A 25,283-nucleotide genomic window follows, 5' to 3' on the forward strand; every position below is an offset into this window, starting at 1 on the left:
ACCCCGTACGCTGCCGTCGCTGCGGCAACATCACCTGGGCGGGCTGTGGCCAGCACGCCGAGAGCGTGATGAAACGCGTGCCCACTGACCAACGATGCATCTGCAGCCCTAGCATCGCCAGATAGCGCACCCCTGGTCAGGTCGTCAGGATGGTCGCCGCGGCGGTGCCTGGCGCGCCATAGAGCTGAGCGAACCCGACCCGCAGCTCACCCGGTACCTGGCGATCGCCTGCCTCGCCGCGAAGTTGCCGCACCAGTTCATGAATTTGGCGCAGACCCGACGCCCCGATCGGCTCGCCGTTGGCGATGAGGCCGCCGTCGGTGTTGACCGGCATCGAGCCGCTGATTTCGGTGGCACCGTCGGCCAGTAACTTCTCCTGCTCTCCATCGGCGCAGAACCCGCACTCGGCCATGTGGATGATCTCCGCGCCCGCGTCGGTGTCCTGCAGCTGGATGACGTCGACGTCCTCCGGCGCCACGCCCGCCCTCTCGAACGCGGCGCGCGACGCGTACACGGTCGGCGACACGTCCTCGTCGACCGGGGCGAAGGTGGTGTTGACCTCGTAGGCGCCATACCGACGGGTGCGCACTTCGACCGCCCGCAAGAAGATCGGCGTGGCGGTGTAGCGATGCGCGATGTCCGCGCGGCACATCACCACTGCGGCCGCGCCCTCGTCGGGCGCACAGAACATATACTGGGTGAGCGGGTAGTTCAGCATCGCCGAATTCAGGATGTCGTCTTCGGATATCGGCTTGCGGCGAAAGGCGTTGGGATTCAACGCCCCATTGCGAAAGTTCTTCGCGGCCACCTTGGCCAGTGTCTGCTGTGAGATGCCGTGGTCGTGCAGGTAGCGGTTGGCCTTCATCCCGAAGAACTTGGTGGTGAGGTACTGCCCGTTCTCGGCGTACCAGCGCGGCATTCCCACCAGGGCCGGGTCCTCGGTGAAGGCGCCGCGCGGATGCTTGTCCAGACCGATGGCGATCCCGATGTCGTAGTCGCCCAGCCGGATGCCGTCGGCGCAGGCCTTGGCGGCGCTGGCCGCGGTCGCGCACGCGTTGAACACGTTGGTGAACGGGATGCCCGACAAACCCACCATGGCGACGATCGCGTCGGGATTGGCCACCGTCCAGCTGCCTCCGGTAGCGGCTTGGATGTCCTTCCACCCGATGCCCGCGTCGGCGACCGCGAATTGAATTGCGTCCGCGGCCATCTCCATCGCGGACTTGCCCTCGAAGCGGCCGAACGGGTGCAGGCCGACACCGATGATGGCCACGTCATTCATGAGCGCCGCTCTCCCCCGCAAGCGGGAGGTGCCCCCACCTCATCGCTCAGCTCTGCATCGTCGACGGCGCGGTTCATGCAATAGCTCCCGAGTCCTTCAGCTCCTCGATGCGGTCCCAATCCATGCCCAGTTCCATCAGCACGATCTCGGTGTGCTCGGAGGCCTGCGGCGCCCGCGTGGTCACCAGCGGCTCGTGGTTGAACTGGACGGGGCCGCGCACGACGCGGAAAGGCTTTCCGCCGCTGGCGAGCTCGACCTCGCTGATCATGTCGTTGGCAAGGGCCTGCTCGTCGTCGACCAGGTCGAGCAGGCTCTGGAACGGTGCCCACTGACCCTTCATCGTTTTCAGGTGCTGCCGCCAGTAGTCGAAGGGCTTGGCGGCGAAGGCCTTTGCGATCAGCTCGGCGGCCGCGCCGGCGTTCTGTATCAGCGGGAGCACCTCGGAGAAGCGGGGATCGTCGGCGGCCTCAGGGATGCCCAGATGCTCGAACGTATCGCGGATCAAGCCGGTCGGACTGATGATGCACAGGTTGATCGTGCCGCCATCGGAGGTTTCGTAATTGCCCATGAAGGGGTTGACCGACATCGCGGTGGCGGAACCCGGCATGAATGTGCGCATGACTTCTCCGGTCTCCATGCCCTGCGTCACGCTCGCACCCGCCGCCCACCAGGCCGTGCTCAACAACGACACGTCGAGCTCGAGGGCTTCGCCGGTGCGCTCGCGATGCAGCAACGCGGCCGAGATGCCGCCGGCGATGAACATGCCGCCGATGGAGTCCCCGAACGCGGGAATGCCTTGCCCCAGTGCGCCGCCCAGCTCCTCCGGCGTCAGCGCGTATCCGATGCCGCTGCGCGTCCAGAATGCCGTCCCGTCATAGCCGCCCACGTCACGCTCGGCGCCCTTGTCGCCGTATGCCGAACCGCGCGCGTAGACGATGTTCGGGTTCACCGCGCGGATGTGCTCCACGTCGAACTTGTGCTTCTGCCGCCGCGCCGGCATGTAGTTGGTAAGGAACACATCGGCGGTCTTGGCCAGTTCGTAGATCACTTCCTGACCGCCCGGCGTGGAGACGTCGATCCCGACGCTGCGCTTGCCCCGGTTGGGATGTTCCATCAGCGGATGCCGCTCCGGGTCGACTTGGATGCCGCCCATGTTGACGAACCCGCGTTGGGTGTCGCCCCGCAGTGGGTGCTCGACCTTGATGACGTCCGCGCCCCAATCGGCCAGGATGGCACCCGCCGCCGGGACGAAGGTGAATTGCGCAAGTTCCAGGACCCGGAAGCCCGACATAACTTTGACCATTTTCGGGACCCTACTTTGCGTCGAACGTCACGGGAAGCGCCGTCGGCGAACGGAAGGGCTGGCCGTGGATGTGTGGGTCGTCGTCGGTCAGCAACCTGACGTTGGTCACCCGATCCAGCAGGCATTCGACCGCGACGCGGGTTTCCAGCCGGGCCAGGTGCAGACCCAGACACGTGTGCTCGCCGGCGGCGAAGGAGATGTGCGGCACGTGCTCGCGGAAAATGTCGAACTCTTCCGGACGATCCCAGCGCCGCTCGTCGCGGTTCGCCGACCCGATGCACACGCCGACCACCGAACGCGCCGGAATCTCGACACCTTCCAGCTCGGTGTCCTCGGTGGTGAAGCGCTGCACGGTGGTCAGCGGCGTCTCGAAGCGCAGCCCTTCCTCGATGGCCTGCGCCAAGAGCTCGCCGTCGGCCTGCACCGCGGCGAACTGATCGGGATGAGTGAGCAGCAGGTACAGCAGGTTGCCCGACGAGCGGTACGTGGTCTCCAGCCCGGCCGGCAGCAGCAGCCGCAGGAAGGAGTAAATGGCCTCGTCGCTTAGTTTTTCGCCGTCGATCTCCGCGGTGACCAGATCGCCGATGATGTCCTCGGTGGGCTCGGACTTGCGCTGTTCGATCTGCTCTACGAAGTAGTCCTTGAGCGCCGCCGATGCCTCGAAGGCACGCTCGTAGTCGACGTGGTAGCTGATCAATTGCACGGCGCGCTTGCGAAACGTCGGCAGGTCGTCGGCGGGCAGCCCGAGCAGTTGGGCGATGACGCGGGTGGGGAATTCGAAGGTGAAATTGCGGACCAGGTCGGCTTCACCGGTGTCGATGAACTCGTCGATCAGTGCGTTGCAGATCGGTCGCACAATGGTGTTCTCCCAGCGGGCCAGCGCCTTGGACTTGAATGCCGCGGACACCAGGTTGCGATGGTCGCGATGCTTCTTTCCCTCCATCGCCAGGATGGTCGGGCCCATGAAGAGGCCGATCGTCTTGTCATACGGTGCGGAGCTGAACACCCGGCCGTCCCGGAACACCTTGTTCACCGCATCGAAGGACACCGCGGAGTACTCGCGCTTGGGCATCAGCGACTCGGGGGTCCTGGAATAGTCCATGACCGTCCCGTGGAACACCCCCGATTCGCGGCGCTTCCGGGCGAAGAACGGGTAGGGATCACGCAGGCTGACGGTCTGGCCGTCGGCACCGGCGGCGGCGTGAACGTTGGTCGTCACCTTGGATCTCCAGCATCTTCAGCGTGAACGGCATGGCCTTGCGTAAGATCCTACTGTAATTCTTACAGTAGACAATATGGGCGGGCCGGAAGTTGCTCGCTTGGGACCGCCTCAGCGATCGGCGTGGGCTGAGCCGGAGTTGGTCAATTTCGCGGCGCGGGCCAACAGGCCGGCGTATCCCGCGCCGAGCAGGCGGGGCAGCGCCGCCATCGCTCGCCCATCGGGACCGATCAGGATTCTGGCGCGGTTGCGTTCCGCGTCGCGGAGAATCAGCCGGGCCGCCTTCGTGGCAGAGGTGAGCGCCGCACGGTCGAACAGCTTGGCCGCAAGATCGGGGTCCTCGGCGCCCGCGGTGCGCATGTTGGTCCCGAAGTTGGTGCGCACGACACCCGGATGCACGCAGTGCACCGTCACGGGGCGGCGTTCGATGATCATCTCTTGGCGCAGCGCTTCCGTGAAGCCGCGCACCGCGAACTTCGAAGTGCTGTAGGCGCCTTGGTAGGGAATGGCGATGAGGCCGAAGGCGCTGGACAGGTTGACCAACCGCGCGGGGCGCTGGGCGGAACCCGATTGGAGGAGTTGTGGCAGAAAGGCTTTGGTGCCGTTGACCACGCCGCCGACGTTGATGCCGATCAGCCAGTCGTAGTCCTCCCAGGACATGTCCGCCACGCCGGCGAAGAGGTCTACGCCGGCATTGTTGAACACCATTGAGGCGGGCCCGTGTTCGCGGCGTGCGTCGTCGGCGAAGGCCAACACCGCCTCGCGGTCGGCCACGTCGACCCGATACGTCGTGACATGCCCGGGAGGACAAGCCGCCTGGGTTTCCGCCAGACCGTTCGGGTCGATGTCGGACGCCGCCACATGCGCCCCGCCGCGGGTGAGCGCGAGGGTCAGTGCGCGACCGATGCCCGAGCCAGCGCCGGTGACCACGGCGACGCGGTTCCGGTATCTCATGGACTCGTTGCCGGTCAGCCGTTCACCGCCTGCTCGCGGGCCCACCGGTAGTCGGCCTTACCCGACGGGCTGCGCTCGATTGCCGCACGGAACGCGATCGCTTTGGGAAGTTTGTAGCGAGCCAACGATTGGCCGGCGTGCGCGATCAGTTCCTCGGCGTCCGCGTGGGCGCCTTCGGCCAGCGCGACGACGGCCACGACCTCCTGGCCCCACCGTTCGCTGGGTCGTCCGGCGACCACGACGTCGGCCACCGCCGGGTGCGACGCGATGGCGGTCTCGACCTCCTCGACGAAGATCTTCTCGCCGCCCGAGTTGATCGTCACCGAATCGCGGCCCAGCAATTCGACGCTGCCATCGGCGTGGTGCCGTGCCCGGTCGCCGGGAATCGCATAACGCACCCCGTCGATGACGGGGAATGTCTTGGCGGTCTTGGCCGCATCGCCCTTGTAGCCCAGCGGAACATAACCGCGCTGCGCCAGCCAGCCCATTCCGTCGTGACCCGGTTCCAGGATGGTGGCCAGATCCTCGGCCGCCACGAACGTGTCCGGTCCCGCGTTGAAGGTGCCGGTCGACACCGCCCCCGACGTCGACATGTGGTGCATCTGCGCGCCGGTCTCCGAGGATCCGACACCGTCGACGACGACGGCGTTGGGCAGCACTTCGATCAAACGCTGCTTGACGAACGGGGTGAGCAACGCGCCTCCGTTGGCGACCACGGCCAACGACGACACGTCCGCGATCCCTTTCTCGATGGCGGCGACCAACGGACGGGCCATCGCATCACCGACCACCGTCACCACGGTCACGCGCTCGCGTTCGATGGTTCGGACGACCTCCTCGGCGTCCAAACGATCGACGACCGACGGGAAGACGACGGATTGGCCGGTCGTGATCGCCGTCATCACACTCCACTGGGCAGCGCCGTGCATCAGTGGCGGCAGGATCATCAGCTTGGTGCCGGGACCCGCGGCCACCCCCGCCGCGATCTCCTCGACGGATCCGAACGGCTCACCGGTCATCAGGTTGCGCCCGCCGAAGGACGTCATGAAGATGTCGTGCTGGCGCCACAGCACGCCTTTCGGCATTCCCGTCGTGCCGCCCGTGTACAGGACGTACAGGTCGTCGGGGGAATGCTGCACCTGCGGGGGCTCCGGCGCGAAGGACGCGATGGCGCGCTCGTAATCCACTGCGCCGTAGATCAACTCGTTGCCCGAGTCATCGGCGATCTGAATCAGCACCCGCAGCTGGGGAAGGTCCGGAAGAATTTCGGCCACCCGCGGCGCGAACGCGGCGTGGTAGATCAGCGCGGTTGCCCCCGAATCCGCCAACAGGTACTGCAGCTCGCTTTTGACGTAGCGGAAGTTGACGTTGAACGGGGCGACTCGAGCCTGGAACGCGCCCAGTAATCCCTCGACGAATTCATTCCCGTTGTATGCGTAGATGCCGAGCAGGTCCTGACCCACCTCATGGCCGGGCAGCGCGGAACGTTCGGTGTGGCAGCCCAGCCCGCGGGAACGCAGGTACGCGGCGAGGCGGTACGACCGTTCGACCACCTGTTCATAGCTGTAACGCCGTCCGCCCTGGATCAGCAGCTCCCGATCGGGGATCGCGGCCGCGACGGCTGCCGCGACGGCGGGTACCGTGAATTGTGTTGCGGTGTCGGACATTAGGCCTCTCAAGGCTGGTGGGGGAGCAGTCGGACCATCAGGCCGTTGGCTTCGGTGAGCAGCGTGCCGTCAGCGGCCGTCATCGTAGCCGAGATGAAAATCTTCCTGCCGTCGATATCGGTGATGCTGCCGTGGGCGGTCAACGCCTCGTCGATCGGGGTGATGTTTCGGTAGTCGACATGCAGGTATGCGGTGCGGGTGGGCGGCGTGCCGGCTGTGGAGACGACCATCCCGAACAGCCAGTCGTAGAACAGGGGGATCATGCCGCCGTGCACGGCGTTGTTTCCACCCACATGGGATCGGGTGAAGTGGCCTTTCATCGTGACGCCGCTCGGACCGGATTCGGTGACGGTCCACGGCGGCAGCAGGGGATGACCCAGGCCGGGCAATTCGACGACGCGGCCGGCGGGCGCCATGCCTTCGGGCACCTGATGGCCGTCCAGCAAGGCGCAGGCTTCTTCGACGTGCCAGGCCGCGGTGGTCCACGCCGAGCTGTCCGGATTGCTGGCGACGGTCAGATCCTGCAGGCGGCGCATCGCGTCGACGAACCCGCCCAGGCCGGGCGGCGCGTGCTCGGCCGGCTTGATCTCGGGGAACCCGCCGCGAACCCCGGGTGCGGTCTCGGTCATCGCCGCGCCCAGGTCTGGAGCAGCTCGTCGGTGGTGGTGATGGTCGCGAGGAGCGACAGGGTGTTGGCGATGATGGCCTCTCCGTATTCGGTGGGTATGCCGGCGACGGCGTCGCGGGGCACGATGACGCGGTAGGCGGCATTGACGGCGTCCATGACGACGTTGGGGATGGCGATGTTCAGCGACACCCCGACGACGACAATGGTGGAGACTCCCAGGTTGCGCAGTATCGCATCCAGATCCGTGCCTCCCATCGGCCCGACGCCGTGCCAGCGGCTCAGCACCAGATCGCCTGGCTCCGGACCCAATTCGGGCAGCACGGCCGCCCCGGGCGTGCCCGGGGTGATGTCGACTTGACCGTGCCCCATGGCGAAGATCTTGGCGTTGTGGTTGGAGCCGAGCCCGTCGGGCCGTCGCTGCACCAAGCAATGCACGACACGTACCCCGGCCGCCCGGGCCGCCGGCAGCAGCCGCACGATATTGGGCAGTGCAACCCGACGTGCCTCCTCGGCGAGCATTGCCAGCCCGGCGTTCGGGCCGACGACCGCCCCCTGGCACTCCTGCGTGACGATCGCGGTGTGCTCGGGCGCCGCGATTTTCCCAAGTTCCGGTGTCATGCCGACGCGAACGCTTCCGGCGGCACGTCATAGAACTGCGTCGCCCACTTCCGCAGCGCCATATACCCTTTCGCGTCGACCTTGGAGAGCGCCGGATGTTCCACGTATTTCTGGTAGCGCCAGATTTGCAGATCGTCGAACACGGTGGACAGGAATTGCTTTTCGATCAGGTCGCGCAGCTTGCCTTGCGGGACGTCGGAGTCATCCCCAGGGAGCCGCGGCCACCAGATCGAGTAGAACAGGTCCGAACACTCGTCGTCGACTGGCGTGCAGGTGAAAATCAGCCGATGGTTCTGTGCCCCCTCGAAGACGCTGATCGCTCCACCCAGGCCGAACAGGTGGCTGTGGAACCGCAGCGCGAGATCCTCGGGGTTGTCGCTGCGTGCGTCCGGCCACCCCGCGACAAACTGCCACTCGTGGTCGACGATCTTCCAGTCCAGCACCCGCGGCGTCACCGTGGCGTGGTGCACGTATTCGAAATGTGCGCTGTCGGGAGCGTTCTCCGCGACGATCTGCGGATGCACCGGTTCGCGCTCGGCGCGCCGGGAGAACTCCGGATACGCGCGGTAATAGGCCGCCGGGTCGGTTTCGAATTGCGGAAATTTCCGGAAGATGTCCGGCATCTCCCACTGCGGCTCCTTGCCGTCCGGCTGATGCCAGATGAACACGCAGTCGTACTGCTCACGTACCGGGTACACCCGGAGTCGCAGCGCGCGGTTGGGCCGGTCGGGTTGGTAGGGGATGTACCGGTTGGTGCCGTCCGGGCCCCAGCGCCAGCCATGGAAGGGGCACTCGACACAATCGCCTAGCACCTTGCCCCCGTGGCCGATGTGCGCGCCGAGGTGTTTGCAGTGCGCTTCGAGAACATGTAGTTCACCGGACTCGTCGCGGTAGGCCACCAGATCCTCGCCGAAGTACTTCAGCGGCCGCACCTCACCGACGGGAAACTCGGGAGACCACCCGACCATGAACCACCCGGTGACCTTCCAGGTGAATGGCACTTTCACGCCGAAGCCTCCGATTGCCTGATACTAAGTCCGTTACAGTATAGATTTCAGCAGTCCGGCCCGTGCACGGCAAGGAGCGAAATGACAGAGGCGGCTGACGAGCTGGAAGCGATCCGGCAATTGAAGGCGCGCTCCTGCCGATTCCTGGACACCGAGGACGTCGAGTCCTGGCGCGGTGTGTTCGCCGCGGATGTGGTGGTCACCCTGGACATGGCGGTGTCCACCGGGGGCACCGACCCGCAGACGGCGCCGGGCCCGGTAGGGCCAGAAGATCGAGACAACTTCGTGCCGTTGGTGATGGGCGGGCTCGAGACCGTCGCGACGATGCACCACTGTCACACCCGGGAGATCACGCTGACCTCGCCCAAGACCGCGACCGGGATCTGTGCGATGGAAGATCTGCTGATGTTCGGGGATGGCCGCGAGTTGCACTGCGCCGGTCATTGCCACGAGACCGACGAGAAGCGCGATGGCTCGTGGCGGATCAAGGCCCTGCATCTGACCCGAACCATCCTGAAGATGAGTGGTGGCCATGGTGGACGCTGACACTCGCTTCGACGTGATCGTCGTCGGTGCGGGTTTCTCCGGGCTGTACATGCTGCATCGGCTGCGGCAGTTGGGCATCCGGGCCCGCGTCCTGGAGATGGCCGAAAACGTCGGCGGCACCTGGTTGTACAATCGCTATCCGGGCGCCCGGTGCGACATCGAGAGCATCGAATACTCGTACAGCTTCTCCGATGAGATTCAGCAGGAATGGGTTTGGACCGAATCGATGCCGGCCCAGCCGGAGATCGAGGCTTACCTCAACTTCGTCGCCGACCTGCTCGATCTTCGCCGCGACATCCGATTCGACACCAAGGTCGTCGCGATGGCCTTCGACGAGGACGCCGGCGAGTGGATGCTGCGGACCGAGGACGGCGAAACATTCCGGGCCCCGTTCGTGGTCGCCGCCTCCGGCATCCTGTCGGTGCCGCTGAAACCCGACCTCCCCGGCATGGAGACCTTCGCCGGGACATCGCTGTACACCAGCCACTGGCCCAAGGAAGGCTTCGACCTGACCGGCAAGCGGGTTGGCGTCATCGGAACCGGTTCCACGGGCGTTCAGCTCGTTCCCGTCGTCGCCCGGGAAGCGCTGCAGCTCTGCGTGTTCCAGCGTTCACCGGCGTACACCTTGCCCTGGCGCGTGCACCGGTTCGAGGCCGGCGAGCTGGACGAGATGAAGGCCCGCTACGACGAAATCCGCGCCGCCCAGCGGGCTCACCCGATCGGGGCGGCGCGGCTGAGCGCGTTCTCGGTGCTACTGGAAATGCTGGGCAGGCCACCGATCAAGTCGTCGACGCGCGAAGAGCAATTGCGCGCCATCGAGGAGCACGGCGTGATGGGTGCCCTCAACTGGGGCGACATCTTCTTCGACATCGAAGCGAATCGGATGGCCGCCAAGCTGTACGGCGAGGCGGTGGCCCGCATCGTCAAGGACCCGGAAACCGCGGCCTCGCTGGTGCCCGTCCATCCGTTCGCATGCAAGCGGCCCATCATCGACCAGGGCTACTACGAGACGTTCAACCGGGACAACGTCACGCTCGTCGACCTGCGTAAGTCGCCGATCCAGGCGGTGACCCCGAGTGGCATCCGTACCGAGGACGACTCCTTCGAACTGGACGTTATCGTCTACGCCACGGGATTCGACGCCATGACCGGGGCGCTCAGCCGCATCGACATTCGCGGCCGCGACGGGATGTCGCTCGGAGAGTTCTGGGCGAGCGAGGGCCCGCTGTCCTATCTTGGGTTGGCGGTCGCCGGCTTCCCGAACCTCTTCACCATCCAGGGCCCGGGCAGTCCCAGCGCCGCCACGAACTTCGTCGCCGCGCTAGAACAGCATGTGGAGTGGATCGGTGATTGCATCGCACACCTGCGCGCCCGTGGCATCCGCACGATCGAGGCGTTGGCCACCGCGCAGCAGGAGTGGATCGACCACGCCACCGCACTCGTTGCGCCGACGGTGCTGGTCCATCCTTCCTGCAATTCCTGGTACAACGGTGGCAATGTGCCCGGAAAGAAGCGGATGTACATGGGTTACACCGGCGGAATCCCCGAATATCGGCGCCGCTGTGACGAAATCGCGGCCGGCGGATACACCGGTTTCAAGCTGGCGTAGGTGAGCGGCATGTCGAAGGTGACGCGCGGGCTGGGTCTGGTCAGGGAGGCGACCCGCGAGCTGGGCATGTTGCTGCCCCGCACGGTGGCGGGCCTCAACCAGTCGACCGGCTGGGCGCCGGCGTCGCCGCGCGGCGCGCGGCAGTTCGGCGAGGTGCTGCTCGACGAGCTTGTGCTGAGCGGATTTTCGCTGCTCGGTGGCAGCCCCGCGGCCATCCGGCCACTGGATGGGTGCACCGGCGCCGCCGAAGAATTGTCCGCCCTGGGCATCGACCGTGCGCACGCGGACCCGATGCCCCTGCGGCCGACCTCGGTGCGGCGGCGGCGAATTGGCAACCTCGCGTATGAGCGAATGGCGTTCGAGCACGACCCGGCGTTGCCGAAAACGCTGGAAGCCGAGGGCCTGGGTGGACCGGCGAGGGCGGTGGTACACCTGTGCCGCCACGATGACGGCCCGAGGCCATGGCTCATCTGGGTGCACGGCGCCGGTCAGGGCGGCACCGAAGACCTGCTGCTGAGTCGGATCGGTCGGATACATCACCAGCTTGGATTCAACGTCGCGCTGCCGGTGCAGCCCGGTCACGGCTGCCGGCGCCGCGAATTGCCCGCCTACCCCGACATGGACCCCTTGGGCAACGTCGCCGGCATGATGCGCGCGGTGTCGGAGATCCGCGCAGTGGTGCGCTGGGCGCAACCGCAGGCCACTGCTGTTGTGGTGGCGGGGATTTCGATGGGGACCCCGGTGGCCGCGCTGGTTTCGCACCTGGAGAGGCAGATCGATGCGGTCGCGCTGTATACGCCGATCCTGGGACTCAACGCGATGATCGCCCGGCACCTGGGGCGCTGGGGATCGTCCCGGGACGGATTCCGGGACCTGTTGGCGTCTCCGGAGGTGGCGAAACTGACCTCGGTGATCGATCCGCTGCGGGTGGATCCCGCGCCGCCGCCGGAACGCCGGCTCATCGTCGGCGCCTGGCACGACCGGATGGCGATGCGGGAGCCCGCTGTTGCGTTGCAGGAGCGCTGGGGTGGCGAGCTGTACTGGTATGACGGCAGCCACGTCGGGCACATATTCTCGCGTCGGGTGCAGCGGGTGACCGACCGATTCCTGCGCACTGTGGCCGGCTGATGGCGGCCACGCGCACGGCCCGTGAGGTGGTCGAGCTCTACAACCTCGTCGTCTGGAACGAGCACAACCTGACCCTGGCCGAGGAGCTGTTCGCCGACACCGTAATTCGGCACGAGGTGGGCGAGGCGCACACCCTCACCCGCGAACAGGCCGTCAGCCGAGTCAAGGACGTCTGGGCGATGTTCGACAAGCTGCGCTTCGATCTGAACATCGTCGCCTCCGGGGACGACGGCGAGCACGTCGCAATCGTCTACGACTCGTCGATGACCACCAAGGACGGCACCGAAACCAACGTCGCCAGCATCGAGGTGTTCCGCGTCGTCGACGGGAAGATCACCGAAGTCTGGAATTGCGGCTACAAGCAAGGAGTTTGGAGTTGACCGATCGCACGCTTGATGAATTGGGCTACTACCTGCTGGCCGGTGCCGGCGGGGAAGGCCCGGCAACGTTGATCGACGAGGCCCGCCGCGGTGAGGAGCTGGGCATGGGCACCGCGTTCATCTCCGAGCGCTGGAACGTCAAGGAAGCGGCGTCCCTCGTCGGGGCAGCGTGCGCCGTGACGACAAGGATGCAAATCGCCACTGCCGCAACCAATCACAACACCCGCCACCCATTGATCACCGGATCGTGGGCCACCACCATGCACCGGCTCTCAGGCGGGCGCTTCACGCTGGGTATCGGCCGCGGCATCGCGGCGATCTACGGTGCGTTCGGCATACCGGCGGTCACGACCGCGCAGATGGAGGACTGGGCCCAGGTCATGCGCCGCCTTTGGCACGGCGAGCTGATCTTCAACCACGACGGCCCGATGGGCAAATACCCGATCCTGTTCCTCGACCCGGACTTCAACGAGGACATCCGGTTGGCCCTGGTGGCTTTCGGGCCCAAGACCCTCGACCTCGGGGGAAGGGTGTTCGATGACGTCATCCTGCATACCTATTTCACGCCGGAGACGCTGCAGCGCTGCGTCAAGACCGTGAAGTCCGCGGCCGAGAAAGCCGGCCGCGACCCGGACAGCGTGCGGGTGTGGTCTTGCTTCGCGACGGTCGGCGACCACCTTCCCGAGGAGTTGCGGCTCAAGAAGACGGTCGCCCGACTGGCCACCTATCTGCAGGGCTACGGCGACTTGATGGTACGCACGAACAACTGGGATCCGGCTGTGCTGCAACGATTCCGGGAAGACCCGGTGGTGACGTCGATCGCGGGCGGGATTGATCACAAGGCCACGGCCGAGCAGATCGAGCACATCGCGACGTTGATCCCCGACGAGTGGCTGGAGCCCTCGGCCACCGGGTCGGCCCGGCAATGCGCGGATCGCGTCCGCAAGGAATTCGACTACGGGGCCGACGCGGTGATCATGCACGGCGCCACACCGGACGAACTGGAGCCCGTGATCGCGGCGTATCGAGCCCGGTATTAGCCCCGTCAGGGCAGGATGACGGTCCGGCTGACCGGTTCCGCGGCGGCCTGCCGGCTGGACAGTCCACGAAGCAGTGAACTAAGTAAGGCATCACGGGTTTCGCGGGGATCGATGAGTTCGTCGAATCCCAGATGTTCGGCCGAGCGATAGGACGCCTGCAACTCGGCGTCACGCAGCTTCGCGGTGATGTCCTCACCGGCATGCGTCGCCCGGCCCAGCGCTGCCGCGCTCATCGCGCCCATGGTCGCGCCCGGGTAAGCGAAGGTCGCGCTCTGGTGATCGAAGCCCAATAGCGACATGACCATCGAGCCGAATCCGTATGCCTTGCGCAATGTGACGTGCAACTTGACCGTGGTTGCCGCCGTCTGTGCGGCGAACATCCGCGCACCGGCGCGTAGCACGCCGCTGCGCTCGGACCGACTACCGGGCAGCATGCCGGGGTTATCGGCAAGGAACACGATGGGCAGGTGGAACGAGTCGGCCACCAGGATGAAATGTGCCGCCTTGTCCGCCGCGTCGGCGTCGATCGACCCCGCGAGCACGTTGGGCTGATTCGCGACGACCGCGACCGGGTGGCCACCGAGATGGGCCAACGCGCAGATGATCGCCTTGCCGTACTGCGGCTGGACTTCGAACCAGTCGGGCCGGTCGAAGACCACGTCCAGCACGGCCCGCATGTCGTATACGCGCCGGTTGTCGCGCGAGACGATGTCGAGCAGTTCGGGCGTCGCACGCGGCTCGCTGTCCGCGTCCGGCGGCAGCGGCGCCGGGTACGACCACGCGCTCGGCGGGAAGTACGACAGGTACCGCCGGATATCGGCGATCACGGCTTCGTCGTCTTCGGCGACGTTGTGGATCACCCCGCTCGGCAAGGCGGTGACGGGTCCGCCGAGGTCCTCCTTCGAGATCTCTTCTCCGGTGGACTCTTTGACGACCGGCGGTCCGGCGGTGAAGATGGCGCCGTGGGCGCTCATGATCCGGAAGTCGCAGACCGGGGCGACGAGGGCGCCATGTCCGGCCGAGGGGCCGAGCACGGCGGCAACGGTCGGTACCCGGCCCGAGCACTGCGCCTGGGAGAGCAGGTCGGTTGGGGTGCGGCCGTAATGTCCACCGCCAGGACGAAAGCCGGCGCCTTCGAGCAGCATCACCAGGGGAACCTTGTCGCGCAGTGCCAGTTCGGCGATGCGGTAGCGCTTGGAGTTGCCGCCGGGTCCGATGCTGCCGGCCATGGTGGTGAAATCCTCCGAGCCCAACATCACCGGCGAACCATTGATCGATCCGGAGCCGACGACCAGCCCGTCGGCCGCGATGTCGCCGCCGACCAGCGTGCCGATTTCGCGAAAGGTCCCCGGGTCGAGGAGGCGCTCGATGCGCGCGCGGGCGTCGAGCTTGCCCTTGTCGCGGTGCTTGTCGAGGCGTTCGGGACCACCCATGCCCCACGCGTGTTGCCGGCGACGCTCGAGGTCCTCGAGCGTCTCCTGCCAATCCGGGGGTTTTGTCATGCCTATGTCCTACCTCACGGGGGTCTCGTCACGCGACTAGATGTGCAGGGTCACATACTGGATTGCTTACTGTAAAGTTACCCGCATGGCCGACGCCGCCCGCCTCAAGGTCGACGGGGGCATCCCCAATCAGCTGGGACGCGTGACCGACGCGGCGGTCGCCCTGGAACGAGATGGGTATGACGGCGGCTGGACGGCGGAGACCAGTCATGACCCATTCCTGCCGCTGCTGCTGGCCGCCGAGCACACGTCTCGGCTCGAACTCGGAACCAACATCGCGGTGGCGTTCGCCCGCAATCCGATGATCGTCGCCAACATCGGTTGGGACCTGCAGGCGTACTCGAAGGGCCGGTTCATCCTCGGCCTGGGCACTCAGATTCAACCCCATATCGAAAAGCGGTTCAGCATGCCGTGGAGCCATCCGGCGCGCCGGATGCGCGAGTTCGTCTCCGCCCTGCATGCGATCTGGTCCGCATGGAAGGACGGCGGCAAACTGCGTTTCGAGGGAGACTTCTACACGCACAAGATCATGACCCCGATGTTTACGCCGGAGCCGCAGCCCTATTCTGCGCCCAGGGTTTTCATCGCGGCGGTGGGCGAAGCGATGACCGAGATGTGCGGCGAGGTCGCCGACGGTCACCTCGGTCACCCGATGGTTTCCAAGCGCTACCTCGACGAGGTTACCGTGCCGGCGCTGCTGCGCGGCATGCAGCGAGCCGGCCGGCGCCGCAGCGACTTCGAGGTGTCGAGCGAGGTGCTGATCGCGACCGGCGAGAACGAGGATGAATTGACGGCCGCCACCGCCGCCGTGCGCAAACAGATCGCCTTCTATGGGTCAACGCCCGCATACCGCAGGGTGTTGGAGTTGCATGGTTGGGGAGACCTGCAGACCGAACTGCACCGCCTGTCGCTTGCGGGTGAGTGGGATGCCATGGGTTCGCTGATCGATCACGAGGTGCTCGCGGCCTTCGCGGTCGTCGGCCCGGTGGACACCGTCGCCGCCGCCCTCAAGGATCGCTGCGAAGGCGCGGTCGACCGGGTCCTACCGATCTTCTTGAATGCCACCCAGCCCTGTATCACGGCCGCACTGAAGGAGTTTCGCGAGTGAGCACAACCACGGTAGACGAGTCCGCCAAGCTCTTGGCAGATCCCTTGGCGTACACCGACGAGCGGCGACTGCATGCGGCGCTGACTCGCCTGCGCGCCAGCGCGCCGGTCTCGTGGGTTGAGGTGCCGAACTACCGGCCGTTCTGGGCGATCACCAAGCACGCCGACATCATGGACATCGAACGTGAGAACATGCTGTTCACCAACTGGCCGCGCCCGGTCCTGACGACCGCCGAGGGCGACGAGATGGCCGCGGCCGCAGGGGTGCGCACGCTGATCCACCTGGACGATCCGCAGCATCGGGTGGTGCGCGCGATCGGCTCCGACTGGTTCCGCCCGAAGGCGATGCGGGCATTGAAGCTTCGCGTGGACGAGCTCGCCAAGATCTATGTCGACAAGATGATGTCCGCAAGTCCGGAGTGCGACTTCGTCCAGGAAGTGGCGGTCAATTACCCGCTCTACGTGATCATGTCGCTGCTGGGTCTGCCGGAGGCCGACTTCCCGAGGATGCTCAAGTTGACCCAGGAATTGTTCGGCAGCGACGACTCCGAATTCAAACGGGGCACCACCAACGAGGATCAGTTGCCCGCGTTGTTCGACATGTTCCAGTACTTCAACGGGGTCACCGAGTCGCGCCGCGAGCACCCGACCGAGGACCTGGCGTCCGCCATCGCCAATGCCCGCGTCGACGGCGAGCCGCTGTCGGACATCGACACCGTGTCGTACTACCTGATCGTCGCCACCGCCGGCCACGACACCACCAGCGCGACCATCTCGGGTGGCCTACAGGCGCTCATCGAAAACCCCGACCAGCTCGAGCGCGTGCGCGACAACCTCGACTTGATGCCACTGGCCACCGAGGAAATGATTCGCTGGGTCACCCCGGTCAAGGAATTCATGCGCACCGCCACCGAAGACACCACCGTGCGCGGGGTGCCCATCGCGGCGGGGGATTCGGTGCTGCTGTCCTACGTGTCGGCCAACCGTGACGAGGACGTATTCGTCGACCCGTTCCGCTTCGACGTCGGGCGCGACCCCAACAAACACCTTGCGTTCGGCTACGGGGTGCATTTCTGCATGGGCGCGGCGTTGGCCCGCATGGAGGTCAACAGCTTCTTCACCGAGCTCCTGCCGAGGCTCAAATCCATTGAGCTGACTGGTGAGCCGGAACTGATGGCCACCACCTTCGTCGGCGGCCTCAAACACCTGCCGGTGCGTTACACGCTCGCCTGAGGGGCCACCGGGGGTGAGCGACCCGCTTAGTTAGAGTGTGCGACGATCGCGATCGTCACACTCCGCGTGGAGGACTGGGCAATGACGCGTAGGACGATTGTCATCACCGGTGCCAGCGATGGCATTGGCGCCGCGGCGGCCCGCCGGCTGAGCCGCGGCGGCGCGAACGTCGTACTGGTCGGGCGGACGGAAAGCAAGGCCGCCGCCATGGCCGCGGAGCTGGACGCCGCCTATTTCGTGGCCGACTTCGCGGAGCTGTGCCAAGTGCGGGCCCTGGCGGACAGGATCCGCTCGCAATACCCGCGCATCGACGTATTGGGCAACAACGCCGGTGGGGTGTTCAGCAAGCTGCGCGACACGGTCGATGGCCATGAGATCACCATTCAGGTCAACTACCTGGCGCCTTTTCTGCTCACCACGCTGTTGCTCGATGTGCTCGTCGCTTCGCGCGCCACGATCGTCAACACGTCGAGCTCGTCGCAGCGGCTGCTCCGCCACGTCACCCTCAACGATTTCGAAACGACCGCCCGGCGCCGGCCGAGCACCGCGTACGCCGTGGCGAAACTGGCAAACATCCTGTTCACCAGGGAATTACATCGGCGCTACCACGCCGACGGGCTTTCGGCCGCCGTGGTGCACCCGGGCTTCGTCAACACCAACATCGGTCACTCGTCGGGATCGCGATTTCTGACGACCATGCAGCGCACCCCGGTGAGCCGCCTCATCAAAACCCCGGACCAGGGTGCCGACCAGCTGGTCTGGTTGGCCTCCAGCACGCCCGGCGTCGACTGGTCTCCCGGCGAGTACTACTCGAAAGGCAAAGTCGCGAGGGCCAACCGCGCGGCCGACGATCCCGTGCTCGCGCGCGAGCTGTGGGATCGCACCTTGGCCAAGGTCACATAGCAGTCCCGGCGACGGCCGAACGTCACGCCAGCGTGACGACGGGCGCCGAACGTCACGCCAGCGTGACGACGGGCGCCGAACGTCACGCCAGCGTGACGACGGGCGCCGGCGACGGGGTGGAGGCGGACTAAACTCGCATCTTGTGCAAGGTGATCCCCCCTCGGCCCTGGTGACCGGAGGCGCGTCCGGCATCGGGCGCGAGGTCGCCGCACGACTGCGCGAAGCGGGGCATGACGTCGTGGTGTGGGACCTCTCGGACGCCGACATCGCCTGCGACGTCAGCGATCCCGACGCGGTGACGACCGCCATGCAGCAAACCGTGCGCGACCACGGCGCGCCCAGCAGGATCGTCACCTGCGCCGGAGTCGGCGCCTCGGGCCTGTTGCTCGAACAGTCGCCCGCGGAATGGAACCGGGTGTTGGCGGTCAACCTCACGGGCACCTGGCTCACGATTCGCGCCGGGGCGCAAGCCATGGTCGACGCTGGGGTGGGCGGCTCGATCGTCGCGGTCTCCAGCATCAGCGGCACCCTCGCCGACCGGGACATGGGCGCCTACTGTGTGTCGAAGGCGGGGGTGGACATGTTGGTGAAGGTCGCCGCCGTGGAGTGGGGCGTGCACGGCATCCGGGTGAACGCCGTCGGGCCGGGCGTCACGCGCACGCCGATGCTGGCGAAACCCGAACAGCTCCCCGGCTGGGTGGAAGCCCTGTCCGAACGAACGGCGCTGGGCGGTCTGGGGAACGCCCTCGACGTGGCCGGGGCGATCGTGGGCGTCCTCGAGTTGCCTTGGGTGACGGGCCAAGTCGTGCACGCCGACGGCGGCCTGGCGCTGCACAGTCCCATCGACGCGTACGGCCAACTGCAGCGGGTGATGGGCCGCAAAGGCCTCAGCTGATCCCGAAATCGATGATGCCCCGGATGATTTTGCCGTTGCGGAGGTCGTCGTAGGCATCGTTGATCTCGTCGAGGCGATAGCGGCGGGTGATCATCTCGTCGAGCTGGAGCTGGCCGGTTTGATACAGCCTGGCCAGCCGGGAGATGTCCGCCCTCGGGTTGCACGAGCCGAATATTGTCCCCGCCAGCGTCTTATTCATCAGGATGAAATCCTGCAGGTCGATCTTCACCGATCGGGTCAGCTGTGAGGTCATGCCGGTGAGCACACATGTTCCGCCCTTGCGCGTCAGCTGCACGGCGTCCCGGACGTCGTCGGCGGTGATCAACGAAGGCGAGACCACGACGGCGTCGGCCATGACGCCGTATGTCAAGTCCCGCACCATGTCCTGCGCCTCGGCGATCGTGGCGGCGCTGTGGGTCGCGCCGAACCGCAGCGCCGACTTCTGCTTGAATTCCACCGGGTCCACGGCGATGATCTGTGCGGCACCGCTGATCCGCGCGCCCTGGATCGCGCCCGTACCGATTCCGCCCGCGCCGATGACGACGACGGTGTCACCGCCGCGCACCCCGGCGCGATTGGCGGCCGAACCGTAGCCGGTCGGAATGGCACACGACAGTAACGCGCTCGGCGCCAGCGGCAGGTTCGGGTCGATCTTCACCAGTGAATTCGTCGACACCACGGTGTGTTCGGCGAACGCCCCGACCTTGGCCAGATGTCCCAGCGGCCGGCCGTCGGCGGTGTGATGACGAAAGGTGCCGTCGGTGGGCATCCCCGGGGTGAGGGTGAAAGCGCCCACGTCGCAGATGTATTCCATGCCGGTCGCGCACCAGCGGCACTGCCCACACACGGCGACGAACGACATCACCACGTGATCGCCGGGGGCGAAATCCGTTACGCCTTCGCCGACTTGGCGCACGACGCCGGATCCCTCGTGGCCTCCGATCGTGGGGAACATGGTCGGCAGTCCGAGGGATCGCATCACCTCGTTGGGTGCCGACATGTCGCCCTTGAGGATGTGGTCGTCGGAGTGGCACAGCCCGGCCGCCGCCATCTCGACCAGGACTTCGCCGGCGCGGGGCGGGTCGAGCTCGAATTCCTCGACGGACCAGGGCCCGCCGACGTCGTGCAGGAGTGCCGCGCGGCTTCTCATGCGGCCGGGGCGAAGGTGACCGGAAGCTTGTTGGGGGAGCGGAACGTGAGCCCGACGATCTTGGACTCCTGGCCCGTTCCGTCGTCGGCCACGAAGGCCAGGTCCTTGACGCGGTCGAACAGGCTGTTCAGCATGACTCGCGTCTCGAGCCGAGCCAGATGCATGCCGAGACACATGTGGATACCCCCGGCGAACGCAATGTGCGCTTGGCGCGGCCGGCGGATGTCGAAGGTGTTGGGGTCGGTCCAGCGGCTCTCGTCGCGGTTGGCCGATCCCATGCACATGTCGATCTGCGCGCCGGATGGGATTGTCTTGCCGCCGATTTCGACCTCTTGCGTCGTGGTCCGCATGACCATTGTCAGTGGGGTCTCGAAGCGCAAACCCTCTTCGATCGCCATCGGAATCAGCGACCGGTCCTGGTAGACCTGCGCCAGCTGCTCGGGATGGGTCAGCAGCAGGTACAGCAGGTTTCCCGACGAACGGTAGGTGGTTTCCAGCCCGGCAGGTAGCAGCAGGCGCAGGAACGCGATGATGGCCTCGTCGGTGAGCTTCTCGCCGTCGATCTCGGCGGCCACCAGGTCACCGATGATGTCATCGGTGAGTTTGCGCCGCCGCTGCTCGACCTGTTCGAGGAAGTAGCCGTGCAACTCCGCCGCCGCGTTGAGCCCCGCGACGATGTCGGTCGGGATGGAGATGAGATCCAGGGACAACCGCCGGAAGAAGTCGAGATCCTCAGGCGGCAGACCGAGGAGCACGGAGATGATCCGGGTGGGGAACTCGAACGTCACCGCCTTGACCAGGTCCGCGTGCCCGTCGTTCTTGATTTCGTCGACCAGTTGATCGCACACCGGTCCGATGACCGACGGCTCCCAGCGTTCCAGCGCGGTGGCGCGGAAGGCCTTCGCCACCAGGTTGCGGTGATCGTGGTGCTCCTTGCCGCCCATCGCGAGGATGGTGTGGCCCATCACCAATCCGATGGTCTCGTCGTATTTGTGGGAGCTGAAGATGCGGTCGTCGCGGAACGCCTGGAACAGGGGGTCGTAACCGAACAGCACCCACTCGTCGTTCGGCCGCAGCTCTTCCGGCATCTGGGAGTGGTCCGCCAGCGCGCCGTGCCACACCGGGTCCGTGCGCCGCATGTATTCGAAGAACGGATAGGGGCTGGTTTCACCGGTGAGGTCCAGTGTGACGGGCTGGTTGGCGGGGTCGGTGCTGAGCGTCATGCAGCGCTCCTCCTGAACAGCCGGTAAGCGGATTGGTACGCGGGAATATCGCTATCATAGTATAAATAGCAACTAAGCCCAACGGGCTTGTCGTGGTTACCGTAACGGGCACAGTATTGAACTGCGTGGCGTCAGAGGCGGTGATGCAAATGCCCGAGCGGCGATTTGTGTGCTCCCTGGACGATCTGCCGCCCGGCGGGATGAAGCTGGTCGACGTCGGGAAGTTCGGCGTGGGCGTGTACAACGTGCGGGGCGAGCTCTATGCGATCGTGAACTATTGCTCGCACGAGGGCGCCCCGCTGTGCCTCGGATTGCTCGGTGGCACCAACGAGTTCGCCCCGGACGAACCCGGCGGACTGCGGCGCGTCCGCGACGGCCAAATCGTCCGATGCCCCTGGCACAATTGGGAATTCGACATCACCACCGGGCAAAACCTCGCCGATCCGACGCGGCGTATCCGCACCTACCGGGTCGACGTCGCCGACGGGGAGGTGTACCTGACCGCATGAGCCGGATCATCGATGCCAACGTACAGCCGCATTTCCGATCCAACGCGGAGATTCGGCGCTACCTGCCCGCGGCCCACAAGTTGCGGTCGATTCCGGACGTCGAGCAGCAGTGGTATCAGGCGCCCGGCGGCGACTACCGGCAAGACCTCTACGGGGAGCACTACCCGGGGTCGGACCCGGAGACGGTCAGTCGCGACCTGTTCGCACGGGGTGTCGAGTACGCCATCCTCAATCCGCTGACCCGCGGCAACATCGCCGACTACCTGCTCAACAGCAGGATCTGCGCGGCGGTCAACGACTGGCTGCTCGACCGCTGGATCGAGCCCGACAACGCCGATCGATTCCGGGGCACCATCCGCGTCAATCCCGAAGACCCCAAGGGGGCCGTCGCGGAGATCGAGCGGCTGGCCGATCACCCGAAGCTGGTGCAGGTCGGCGTCCCGATGCAGTCACGCGAGCCCTACGGCAAACCGATGTTCGAGCCGATCTGGGAGGTCGCTGCAGCGCACGGGTTGCCGGTGGCGGTGCATATCAACGGCGGCAACGGCGTCGACTATCCGCCCACCTTCGCCGGGCACGCGCACACCTATCCGGGATACGCGGCGTTCATGCCGCTGAACTACTTCGTGCACCTGGCCACCCTCATCGTCGAGGGCGTCTTCGGCAGGCACCCCGGCCTCAAGTTCGTCTTCGCCGACGGCGGTTACGACATCCTCACCCCGTTGATCTGGCGGCTGGACACCTTCTGGGTGTCGATGCGCGATCAGACGCCGTGGGTCGACCGCTACCCGAGCGAATACCTGCCCGACCATGTGAGGTTCTGCTCGTCGGCGTTCGACGGACCGACGGATACCGGCGACATGCAGCGCTGGATGGACTTCACCGGCAAGTCCGACCTGCTGATGTATGGGTCGGCGTATCCCCATTGGTCCACGTCGCCGCCGGAGAGCGTTGCCGAGGGCCTCGACGCCGCACAACGCGACAACGTGCTGTGGCGAAACGCCAGCGAGCTGTACGGGCTGAAGGAGCGTGTCTGATGACCACGATCGAACGGGTCGCGTCGCCGACCGGCCACGACGACGAAATAGCAGTCACCATCGTCGACACCGACGTGCACCCGTTGCCCGTCTCGACCGACGTGCTCAAGTCGTACGCGGCGCCCGAATGGGTCGACAAGATATGGCCGACTGGCAACGCGGTCACCCCGGTCCCGCATTTCTACGACACACCGGATTCGTACAAGACCATGTCGCTGCGCTTGGACGCCGCCCCGCCGGGTGGCGGGTTCGCGGGCAGTGACCCCAAGTTCGCCGCCAAGCAGTTGCTCCTCGATGCCGGCGTCAGCATCGCCACGCTGGAGCCGATGTGTGACGCCCAACTGCCACAGGCCGAACATGTTCTCAAGTCCGCCTACAACGACTGGCTTGCCGACGTCTGGCTCCACACGAACAACGCGCACGGCCGCTGGCGCGGATCGATCAGCGTCAGCGCGCAGACGCCCGAACAGGCGGCGCGCGAGGTCGAACGGTGGGCGGGACATCCGTACCTGGCTCAAGTGCTGATGACCCCGCAGACTCGTGGGATCCCCTTCGGCAACCCGCATTTCGACCCGCTCTATGAAGCCGCGGCGCGCAACGGTTTCCCGGTGGCCACGCACCTGATGGGGCAGACGCCGTTCGAGCTGATCCCGCTGTACCCGGTCGGCAATCCCGCGCACTGGCACGACTTCTTTGCCTCCTGGCCACTGTTGTACGTCTCGCACCTGATGAGCCTGGTCTTCGACGGCGCTTTCGACCGCCACCCCGACCTGCGGGTGGTGTTCGTCGAAGGCGGATTTACGTGGGCGATGCCGGTGATGTCGCGGATGGATCGGATCTGGGAAGCCCGCCGGGGCGACCTGCCCCACGTGCGGCGTCGTCCGTCGGAGTATGTCCGCGAACATGTTCGGTTCACCACCCAGCCGCTGGAAGATGCTGACACTGTGCGGTTCCGGGAGTACCTGGAGATGATGGACCTGGGCGACAACCTGATGTTCTCGACGGACTACCCGCATTGGAGCTACGACTCGCCGGCCTACGCGATCAACCGATTCCCCGCCGACCAGCGGGAGCGGATCATGCGCGGCAACGCGACCGCTCTTTACGGGCTACCGGCGACGGTCAAGGCGCTGCCCGGGGAACGGTAAATCTGGCCCAAGCTGAGGCGACTGGCCCCTCGTCTTTCACCGCACGGAATCGCAGGTCTACCTTGAAGAGGGTTTTTCGGCGCGCTCCCGCGCCGGGACCGGACGAGCCCGCATCATGAGCCCGGAAGATGAGAAGGTATGACACAGACGAATCTGACGCGGCCGCAGGGCCTTACCCGGATCGACCCGGTGCTCCGGGAGGCTGCCACCGCACTGGGCGTCGTCGAATTCCGCGCCGAGACACTGCCCGCCGAACGGGCACACGCCAACCGGCTCGCAGCGGAGCGTGCCGCGGCAGTCGACACCGCCGACGTGGCCGTCGAAACGCGCGCGATCGCCGGCCCGGGCGGCCACGAGCTGAACCTTCGTTTCTACCGGGGTCCGGACCTTGATCGAGCCGGGTCAGGTTCGCCCCTGGTCCTCTACGCCCACGGCGGTGGCTTCGTGACGGGAAACCTGGACACCGATCACGCCCAATGCGTGGAGCTGGCCAGAGAAGGCGGTTGCCTGCTGATATCGGTCGACTACCGGCTCGCACCGGAGCATCCGTGCCCGGCGGCGTTGGACGACGTCGAGGCCGGCTTCTACTACGCCATCCGTAATTGCGGCGAGCTGAACGTGGACGTCAACCGCATCGCGGTGATGGGCCGTGACGCGGGCGCGGCGCTGGTCGCGGGCCTGAGTCAGCGCATGTTCGATGACGAAGGCCCGCAGATCCTGGTGCAGATCCTGCACCAGCCGATGCTCGACTCCGACGCCACCCAGTCCCGGCGTGAATTCCAGCGCACGCCGGGCCTCAACGGGCCTGCGGTGAGCCGGGCGTGGGGCCATTACCTCGGGCACGCGAGCGCCAGCGGTCAACACGTTCCCGCGCACCGGGCGAACCTCGAGGGCCTGCCGCCCACGTTCATCAGCTGCGCGGAGATCGATCCCTGCCGCGACGAAGCCATCGACTACGCGAACAGGCTGCTGCACGCCTATGTGCACACCGAATTGCACGTCATCGCAGCGGCATTCAACGGGTTCGACTTGTTGGTTCCCGATTGGGTTGTTTCTCAGGAGAACCGAGCCTTGCACGCGCGTTCGTTGCGCCGTGTGTTCGCCATGTAGCGGTGCGCAGCACTATCGACGGGACTCCGGTAGCTCTTACCGTAGTGCTCGTTGCTACGATCGAAAACGTCGGCGAAATCGGACG

The 25,283-nt window shown here is 66.1% G+C and carries 24 protein-coding genes; 13 read left to right on the forward strand and 11 right to left on the reverse strand.

What is annotated here, in order from left to right; all coding sequences use genetic code 11:
* Nucleotides 1–136: 136 nt before the first annotated feature.
* The 8 genes from AWC17_RS30670 to AWC17_RS30705 form a co-directional block, all read right to left on the reverse strand.
* A complete protein-coding gene (locus tag AWC17_RS30670) occupies nt 137–1,282 on the reverse strand; it encodes a thiolase family protein (protein WP_085165710.1) in 1,146 nt (381 codons plus the stop codon).
* Nucleotides 1,283–1,355: 73 nt separating this feature from the next.
* On the reverse strand, nt 1,356–2,573 hold the full coding sequence (locus AWC17_RS30675; RefSeq protein ID WP_046181892.1) for a CaiB/BaiF CoA transferase family protein: 1,218 nt from the start codon (nt 2,571–2,573) through the stop codon (nt 1,356–1,358).
* 22 nt (nt 2,574–2,595) lie between these two features.
* A complete protein-coding gene (locus AWC17_RS30680; RefSeq protein ID WP_046181893.1) occupies nt 2,596–3,804 on the reverse strand; it encodes a cytochrome P450 in 1,209 nt (402 codons plus the stop codon).
* A gap of 111 nt (nt 3,805–3,915) precedes the next feature.
* On the reverse strand, nt 3,916–4,758 hold the full coding sequence (locus AWC17_RS30685; protein WP_046181931.1) for an SDR family NAD(P)-dependent oxidoreductase: 843 nt from the start codon (nt 4,756–4,758) through the stop codon (nt 3,916–3,918).
* A gap of 14 nt (nt 4,759–4,772) precedes the next feature.
* Complete coding sequence (locus AWC17_RS30690) at nt 4,773–6,425, reverse strand: acyl-CoA synthetase (protein WP_046181894.1); 1,653 nt, start codon at nt 6,423–6,425, stop codon at nt 4,773–4,775.
* A gap of 8 nt (nt 6,426–6,433) precedes the next feature.
* A complete protein-coding gene (locus AWC17_RS30695; protein WP_046181895.1) occupies nt 6,434–7,054 on the reverse strand; it encodes a PaaI family thioesterase in 621 nt (206 codons plus the stop codon).
* The gene (locus tag AWC17_RS30700; protein WP_046181896.1) at nt 7,051–7,671 is read right to left on the reverse strand and encodes a cysteine hydrolase family protein; all 621 of its coding nucleotides are present in this window, start codon (nt 7,669–7,671) and stop codon (nt 7,051–7,053) included. Before AWC17_RS30700 ends, AWC17_RS30695 begins: the two co-directional genes overlap by 4 nt.
* Nucleotides 7,668–8,678: a Rieske 2Fe-2S domain-containing protein gene (locus tag AWC17_RS30705; protein ID WP_046181897.1), complete on the reverse strand. Its 1,011-nt coding sequence runs from the start codon at nt 8,676–8,678 to the stop codon at nt 7,668–7,670. Before AWC17_RS30705 ends, AWC17_RS30700 begins: the two co-directional genes overlap by 4 nt.
* A gap of 81 nt (nt 8,679–8,759) precedes the next feature.
* Between AWC17_RS30705 and AWC17_RS30710 the strand changes: the two genes are divergently transcribed.
* From AWC17_RS30710 to AWC17_RS30730, 5 genes are read left to right on the forward strand one after another with little or no spacing between them, the layout of a single operon-like run.
* A complete protein-coding gene (locus tag AWC17_RS30710; RefSeq protein ID WP_046181898.1) occupies nt 8,760–9,224 on the forward strand; it encodes a nuclear transport factor 2 family protein in 465 nt (154 codons plus the stop codon).
* Nucleotides 9,211–10,833: a flavin-containing monooxygenase gene (locus tag AWC17_RS30715; protein ID WP_085165719.1), complete on the forward strand. Its 1,623-nt coding sequence runs from the start codon at nt 9,211–9,213 to the stop codon at nt 10,831–10,833. Before AWC17_RS30710 ends, AWC17_RS30715 begins: the two co-directional genes overlap by 14 nt.
* 9 nt (nt 10,834–10,842) lie before the next feature.
* Nucleotides 10,843–11,961 (forward strand): alpha/beta hydrolase, encoded by a 1,119-nt coding sequence (locus AWC17_RS30720; protein WP_046181933.1) that lies wholly within the window; start codon nt 10,843–10,845, stop codon nt 11,959–11,961.
* Entirely contained in the window at nt 11,961–12,341 is a 381-nt protein-coding gene (locus AWC17_RS30725) for a nuclear transport factor 2 family protein (RefSeq protein ID WP_046181899.1), read from the forward strand. The genes AWC17_RS30720 and AWC17_RS30725 overlap by 1 nt, the downstream gene beginning before the upstream one ends.
* Complete coding sequence (locus tag AWC17_RS30730; protein ID WP_046181934.1) at nt 12,338–13,381, forward strand: TIGR03857 family LLM class F420-dependent oxidoreductase; 1,044 nt, start codon at nt 12,338–12,340, stop codon at nt 13,379–13,381. The genes AWC17_RS30725 and AWC17_RS30730 overlap by 4 nt, the downstream gene beginning before the upstream one ends.
* Before the next feature lie 5 nt (nt 13,382–13,386).
* Here the strand turns inward: AWC17_RS30730 and AWC17_RS30735 are convergent, their stop codons facing one another.
* Complete coding sequence (locus AWC17_RS30735) at nt 13,387–14,883, reverse strand: acyl-CoA carboxylase subunit beta (protein ID WP_046181900.1); 1,497 nt, start codon at nt 14,881–14,883, stop codon at nt 13,387–13,389.
* A gap of 85 nt (nt 14,884–14,968) precedes the next feature.
* On the opposite strand from AWC17_RS30735, the gene AWC17_RS30740 reads away from it, so the two are divergent.
* From AWC17_RS30740 to AWC17_RS30755, 4 genes are all read left to right on the forward strand, one after another.
* Nucleotides 14,969–15,991, forward strand: coding sequence for an LLM class F420-dependent oxidoreductase (locus AWC17_RS30740; RefSeq protein ID WP_046181901.1), 1,023 nt, complete (start codon nt 14,969–14,971; stop codon nt 15,989–15,991).
* On the forward strand, nt 15,988–17,223 hold the full coding sequence (locus AWC17_RS30745; RefSeq protein ID WP_046181902.1) for a cytochrome P450: 1,236 nt from the start codon (nt 15,988–15,990) through the stop codon (nt 17,221–17,223). The genes AWC17_RS30740 and AWC17_RS30745 overlap by 4 nt, the downstream gene beginning before the upstream one ends.
* Before the next feature lie 81 nt (nt 17,224–17,304).
* Nucleotides 17,305–18,126, forward strand: a complete 822-nt coding sequence (locus tag AWC17_RS30750; protein WP_046181903.1) for an SDR family NAD(P)-dependent oxidoreductase — start codon at nt 17,305–17,307, stop codon at nt 18,124–18,126.
* Nucleotides 18,127–18,268: 142 nt separating this feature from the next.
* A complete protein-coding gene (locus tag AWC17_RS30755; RefSeq protein WP_046181904.1) occupies nt 18,269–19,021 on the forward strand; it encodes an SDR family NAD(P)-dependent oxidoreductase in 753 nt (250 codons plus the stop codon).
* Here AWC17_RS30755 and AWC17_RS30760 read toward each other — a convergent pair.
* A complete protein-coding gene (locus AWC17_RS30760) occupies nt 19,014–20,171 on the reverse strand; it encodes a Zn-dependent alcohol dehydrogenase (protein ID WP_046181905.1) in 1,158 nt (385 codons plus the stop codon). The two genes, AWC17_RS30755 and AWC17_RS30760, sit on opposite strands and share 8 nt — an antisense overlap.
* Nucleotides 20,168–21,394 (reverse strand): cytochrome P450, encoded by a 1,227-nt coding sequence (locus tag AWC17_RS30765; RefSeq protein WP_046181906.1) that lies wholly within the window; start codon nt 21,392–21,394, stop codon nt 20,168–20,170. Before AWC17_RS30765 ends, AWC17_RS30760 begins: the two co-directional genes overlap by 4 nt.
* A 125-nt stretch (nt 21,395–21,519) precedes the next feature.
* Between AWC17_RS30765 and AWC17_RS30770 the strand changes: the two genes are divergently transcribed.
* The 4 genes from AWC17_RS30770 (at nt 21,520) to AWC17_RS30785 (ending at nt 25,198) form a co-directional block, all read left to right on the forward strand.
* Entirely contained in the window at nt 21,520–21,903 is a 384-nt protein-coding gene (locus AWC17_RS30770) for a Rieske (2Fe-2S) protein (protein WP_231588318.1), read from the forward strand.
* Complete coding sequence (locus AWC17_RS30775; protein ID WP_046181908.1) at nt 21,900–22,940, forward strand: amidohydrolase family protein; 1,041 nt, start codon at nt 21,900–21,902, stop codon at nt 22,938–22,940. The genes AWC17_RS30770 and AWC17_RS30775 overlap by 4 nt, the downstream gene beginning before the upstream one ends.
* The gene (locus tag AWC17_RS30780) at nt 22,940–24,088 is read left to right on the forward strand and encodes an amidohydrolase family protein (protein ID WP_046181909.1); all 1,149 of its coding nucleotides are present in this window, start codon (nt 22,940–22,942) and stop codon (nt 24,086–24,088) included. The genes AWC17_RS30775 and AWC17_RS30780 overlap by 1 nt, the downstream gene beginning before the upstream one ends.
* 138 nt (nt 24,089–24,226) lie before the next feature.
* Nucleotides 24,227–25,198, forward strand: a complete 972-nt coding sequence (locus tag AWC17_RS30785; RefSeq protein WP_046181910.1) for an alpha/beta hydrolase — start codon at nt 24,227–24,229, stop codon at nt 25,196–25,198.
* Nucleotides 25,199–25,283: the final 85 nt, after the last annotated feature.

Source organism: Mycobacterium nebraskense (genome assembly GCF_002102255.1).
In the GTDB taxonomy this organism is placed as follows: domain Bacteria; phylum Actinomycetota; class Actinomycetes; order Mycobacteriales; family Mycobacteriaceae; genus Mycobacterium; species Mycobacterium nebraskense.

Coding starts and splice junctions, on each gene's coding strand:
- AWC17_RS30670 (WP_085165710.1), bottom strand. CDS start 1,282: ATGAATGACGTGGCCATCATCGGTGTCGGCCTGCACCCGTTCGGCCGC.
- AWC17_RS30675 (WP_046181892.1), bottom strand. CDS start 2,573: ATGTCGGGCTTCCGGGTCCTGGAACTTGCGCAATTCACCTTCGTCCCG.
- AWC17_RS30685 (WP_046181931.1), bottom strand. CDS start 4,758: ATGAGATACCGGAACCGCGTCGCCGTGGTCACCGGCGCTGGCTCGGGC.
- AWC17_RS30690 (WP_046181894.1), bottom strand. CDS start 6,425: ATGTCCGACACCGCAACACAATTCACGGTACCCGCCGTCGCGGCAGCC.
- AWC17_RS30695 (WP_046181895.1), bottom strand. CDS start 7,054: ATGACCGAGACCGCACCCGGGGTTCGCGGCGGGTTCCCCGAGATCAAG.
- AWC17_RS30700 (WP_046181896.1), bottom strand. CDS start 7,671: ATGACACCGGAACTTGGGAAAATCGCGGCGCCCGAGCACACCGCGATC.
- AWC17_RS30710 (WP_046181898.1), top strand. CDS start 8,760: ATGACAGAGGCGGCTGACGAGCTGGAAGCGATCCGGCAATTGAAGGCG.
- AWC17_RS30715 (WP_085165719.1), top strand. CDS start 9,211: ATGGTGGACGCTGACACTCGCTTCGACGTGATCGTCGTCGGTGCGGGT.
- AWC17_RS30720 (WP_046181933.1), top strand. CDS start 10,843: ATGTCGAAGGTGACGCGCGGGCTGGGTCTGGTCAGGGAGGCGACCCGC.
- AWC17_RS30725 (WP_046181899.1), top strand. CDS start 11,961: ATGGCGGCCACGCGCACGGCCCGTGAGGTGGTCGAGCTCTACAACCTC.
- AWC17_RS30735 (WP_046181900.1), bottom strand. CDS start 14,883: ATGACAAAACCCCCGGATTGGCAGGAGACGCTCGAGGACCTCGAGCGT.
- AWC17_RS30740 (WP_046181901.1), top strand. CDS start 14,969: ATGGCCGACGCCGCCCGCCTCAAGGTCGACGGGGGCATCCCCAATCAG.
- AWC17_RS30750 (WP_046181903.1), top strand. CDS start 17,305: ATGACGCGTAGGACGATTGTCATCACCGGTGCCAGCGATGGCATTGGC.
- AWC17_RS30760 (WP_046181905.1), bottom strand. CDS start 20,171: ATGAGAAGCCGCGCGGCACTCCTGCACGACGTCGGCGGGCCCTGGTCC.
- AWC17_RS30765 (WP_046181906.1), bottom strand. CDS start 21,394: ATGACGCTCAGCACCGACCCCGCCAACCAGCCCGTCACACTGGACCTC.
- AWC17_RS30775 (WP_046181908.1), top strand. CDS start 21,900: ATGAGCCGGATCATCGATGCCAACGTACAGCCGCATTTCCGATCCAAC.
- AWC17_RS30780 (WP_046181909.1), top strand. CDS start 22,940: ATGACCACGATCGAACGGGTCGCGTCGCCGACCGGCCACGACGACGAA.
- AWC17_RS30785 (WP_046181910.1), top strand. CDS start 24,227: ATGACACAGACGAATCTGACGCGGCCGCAGGGCCTTACCCGGATCGAC.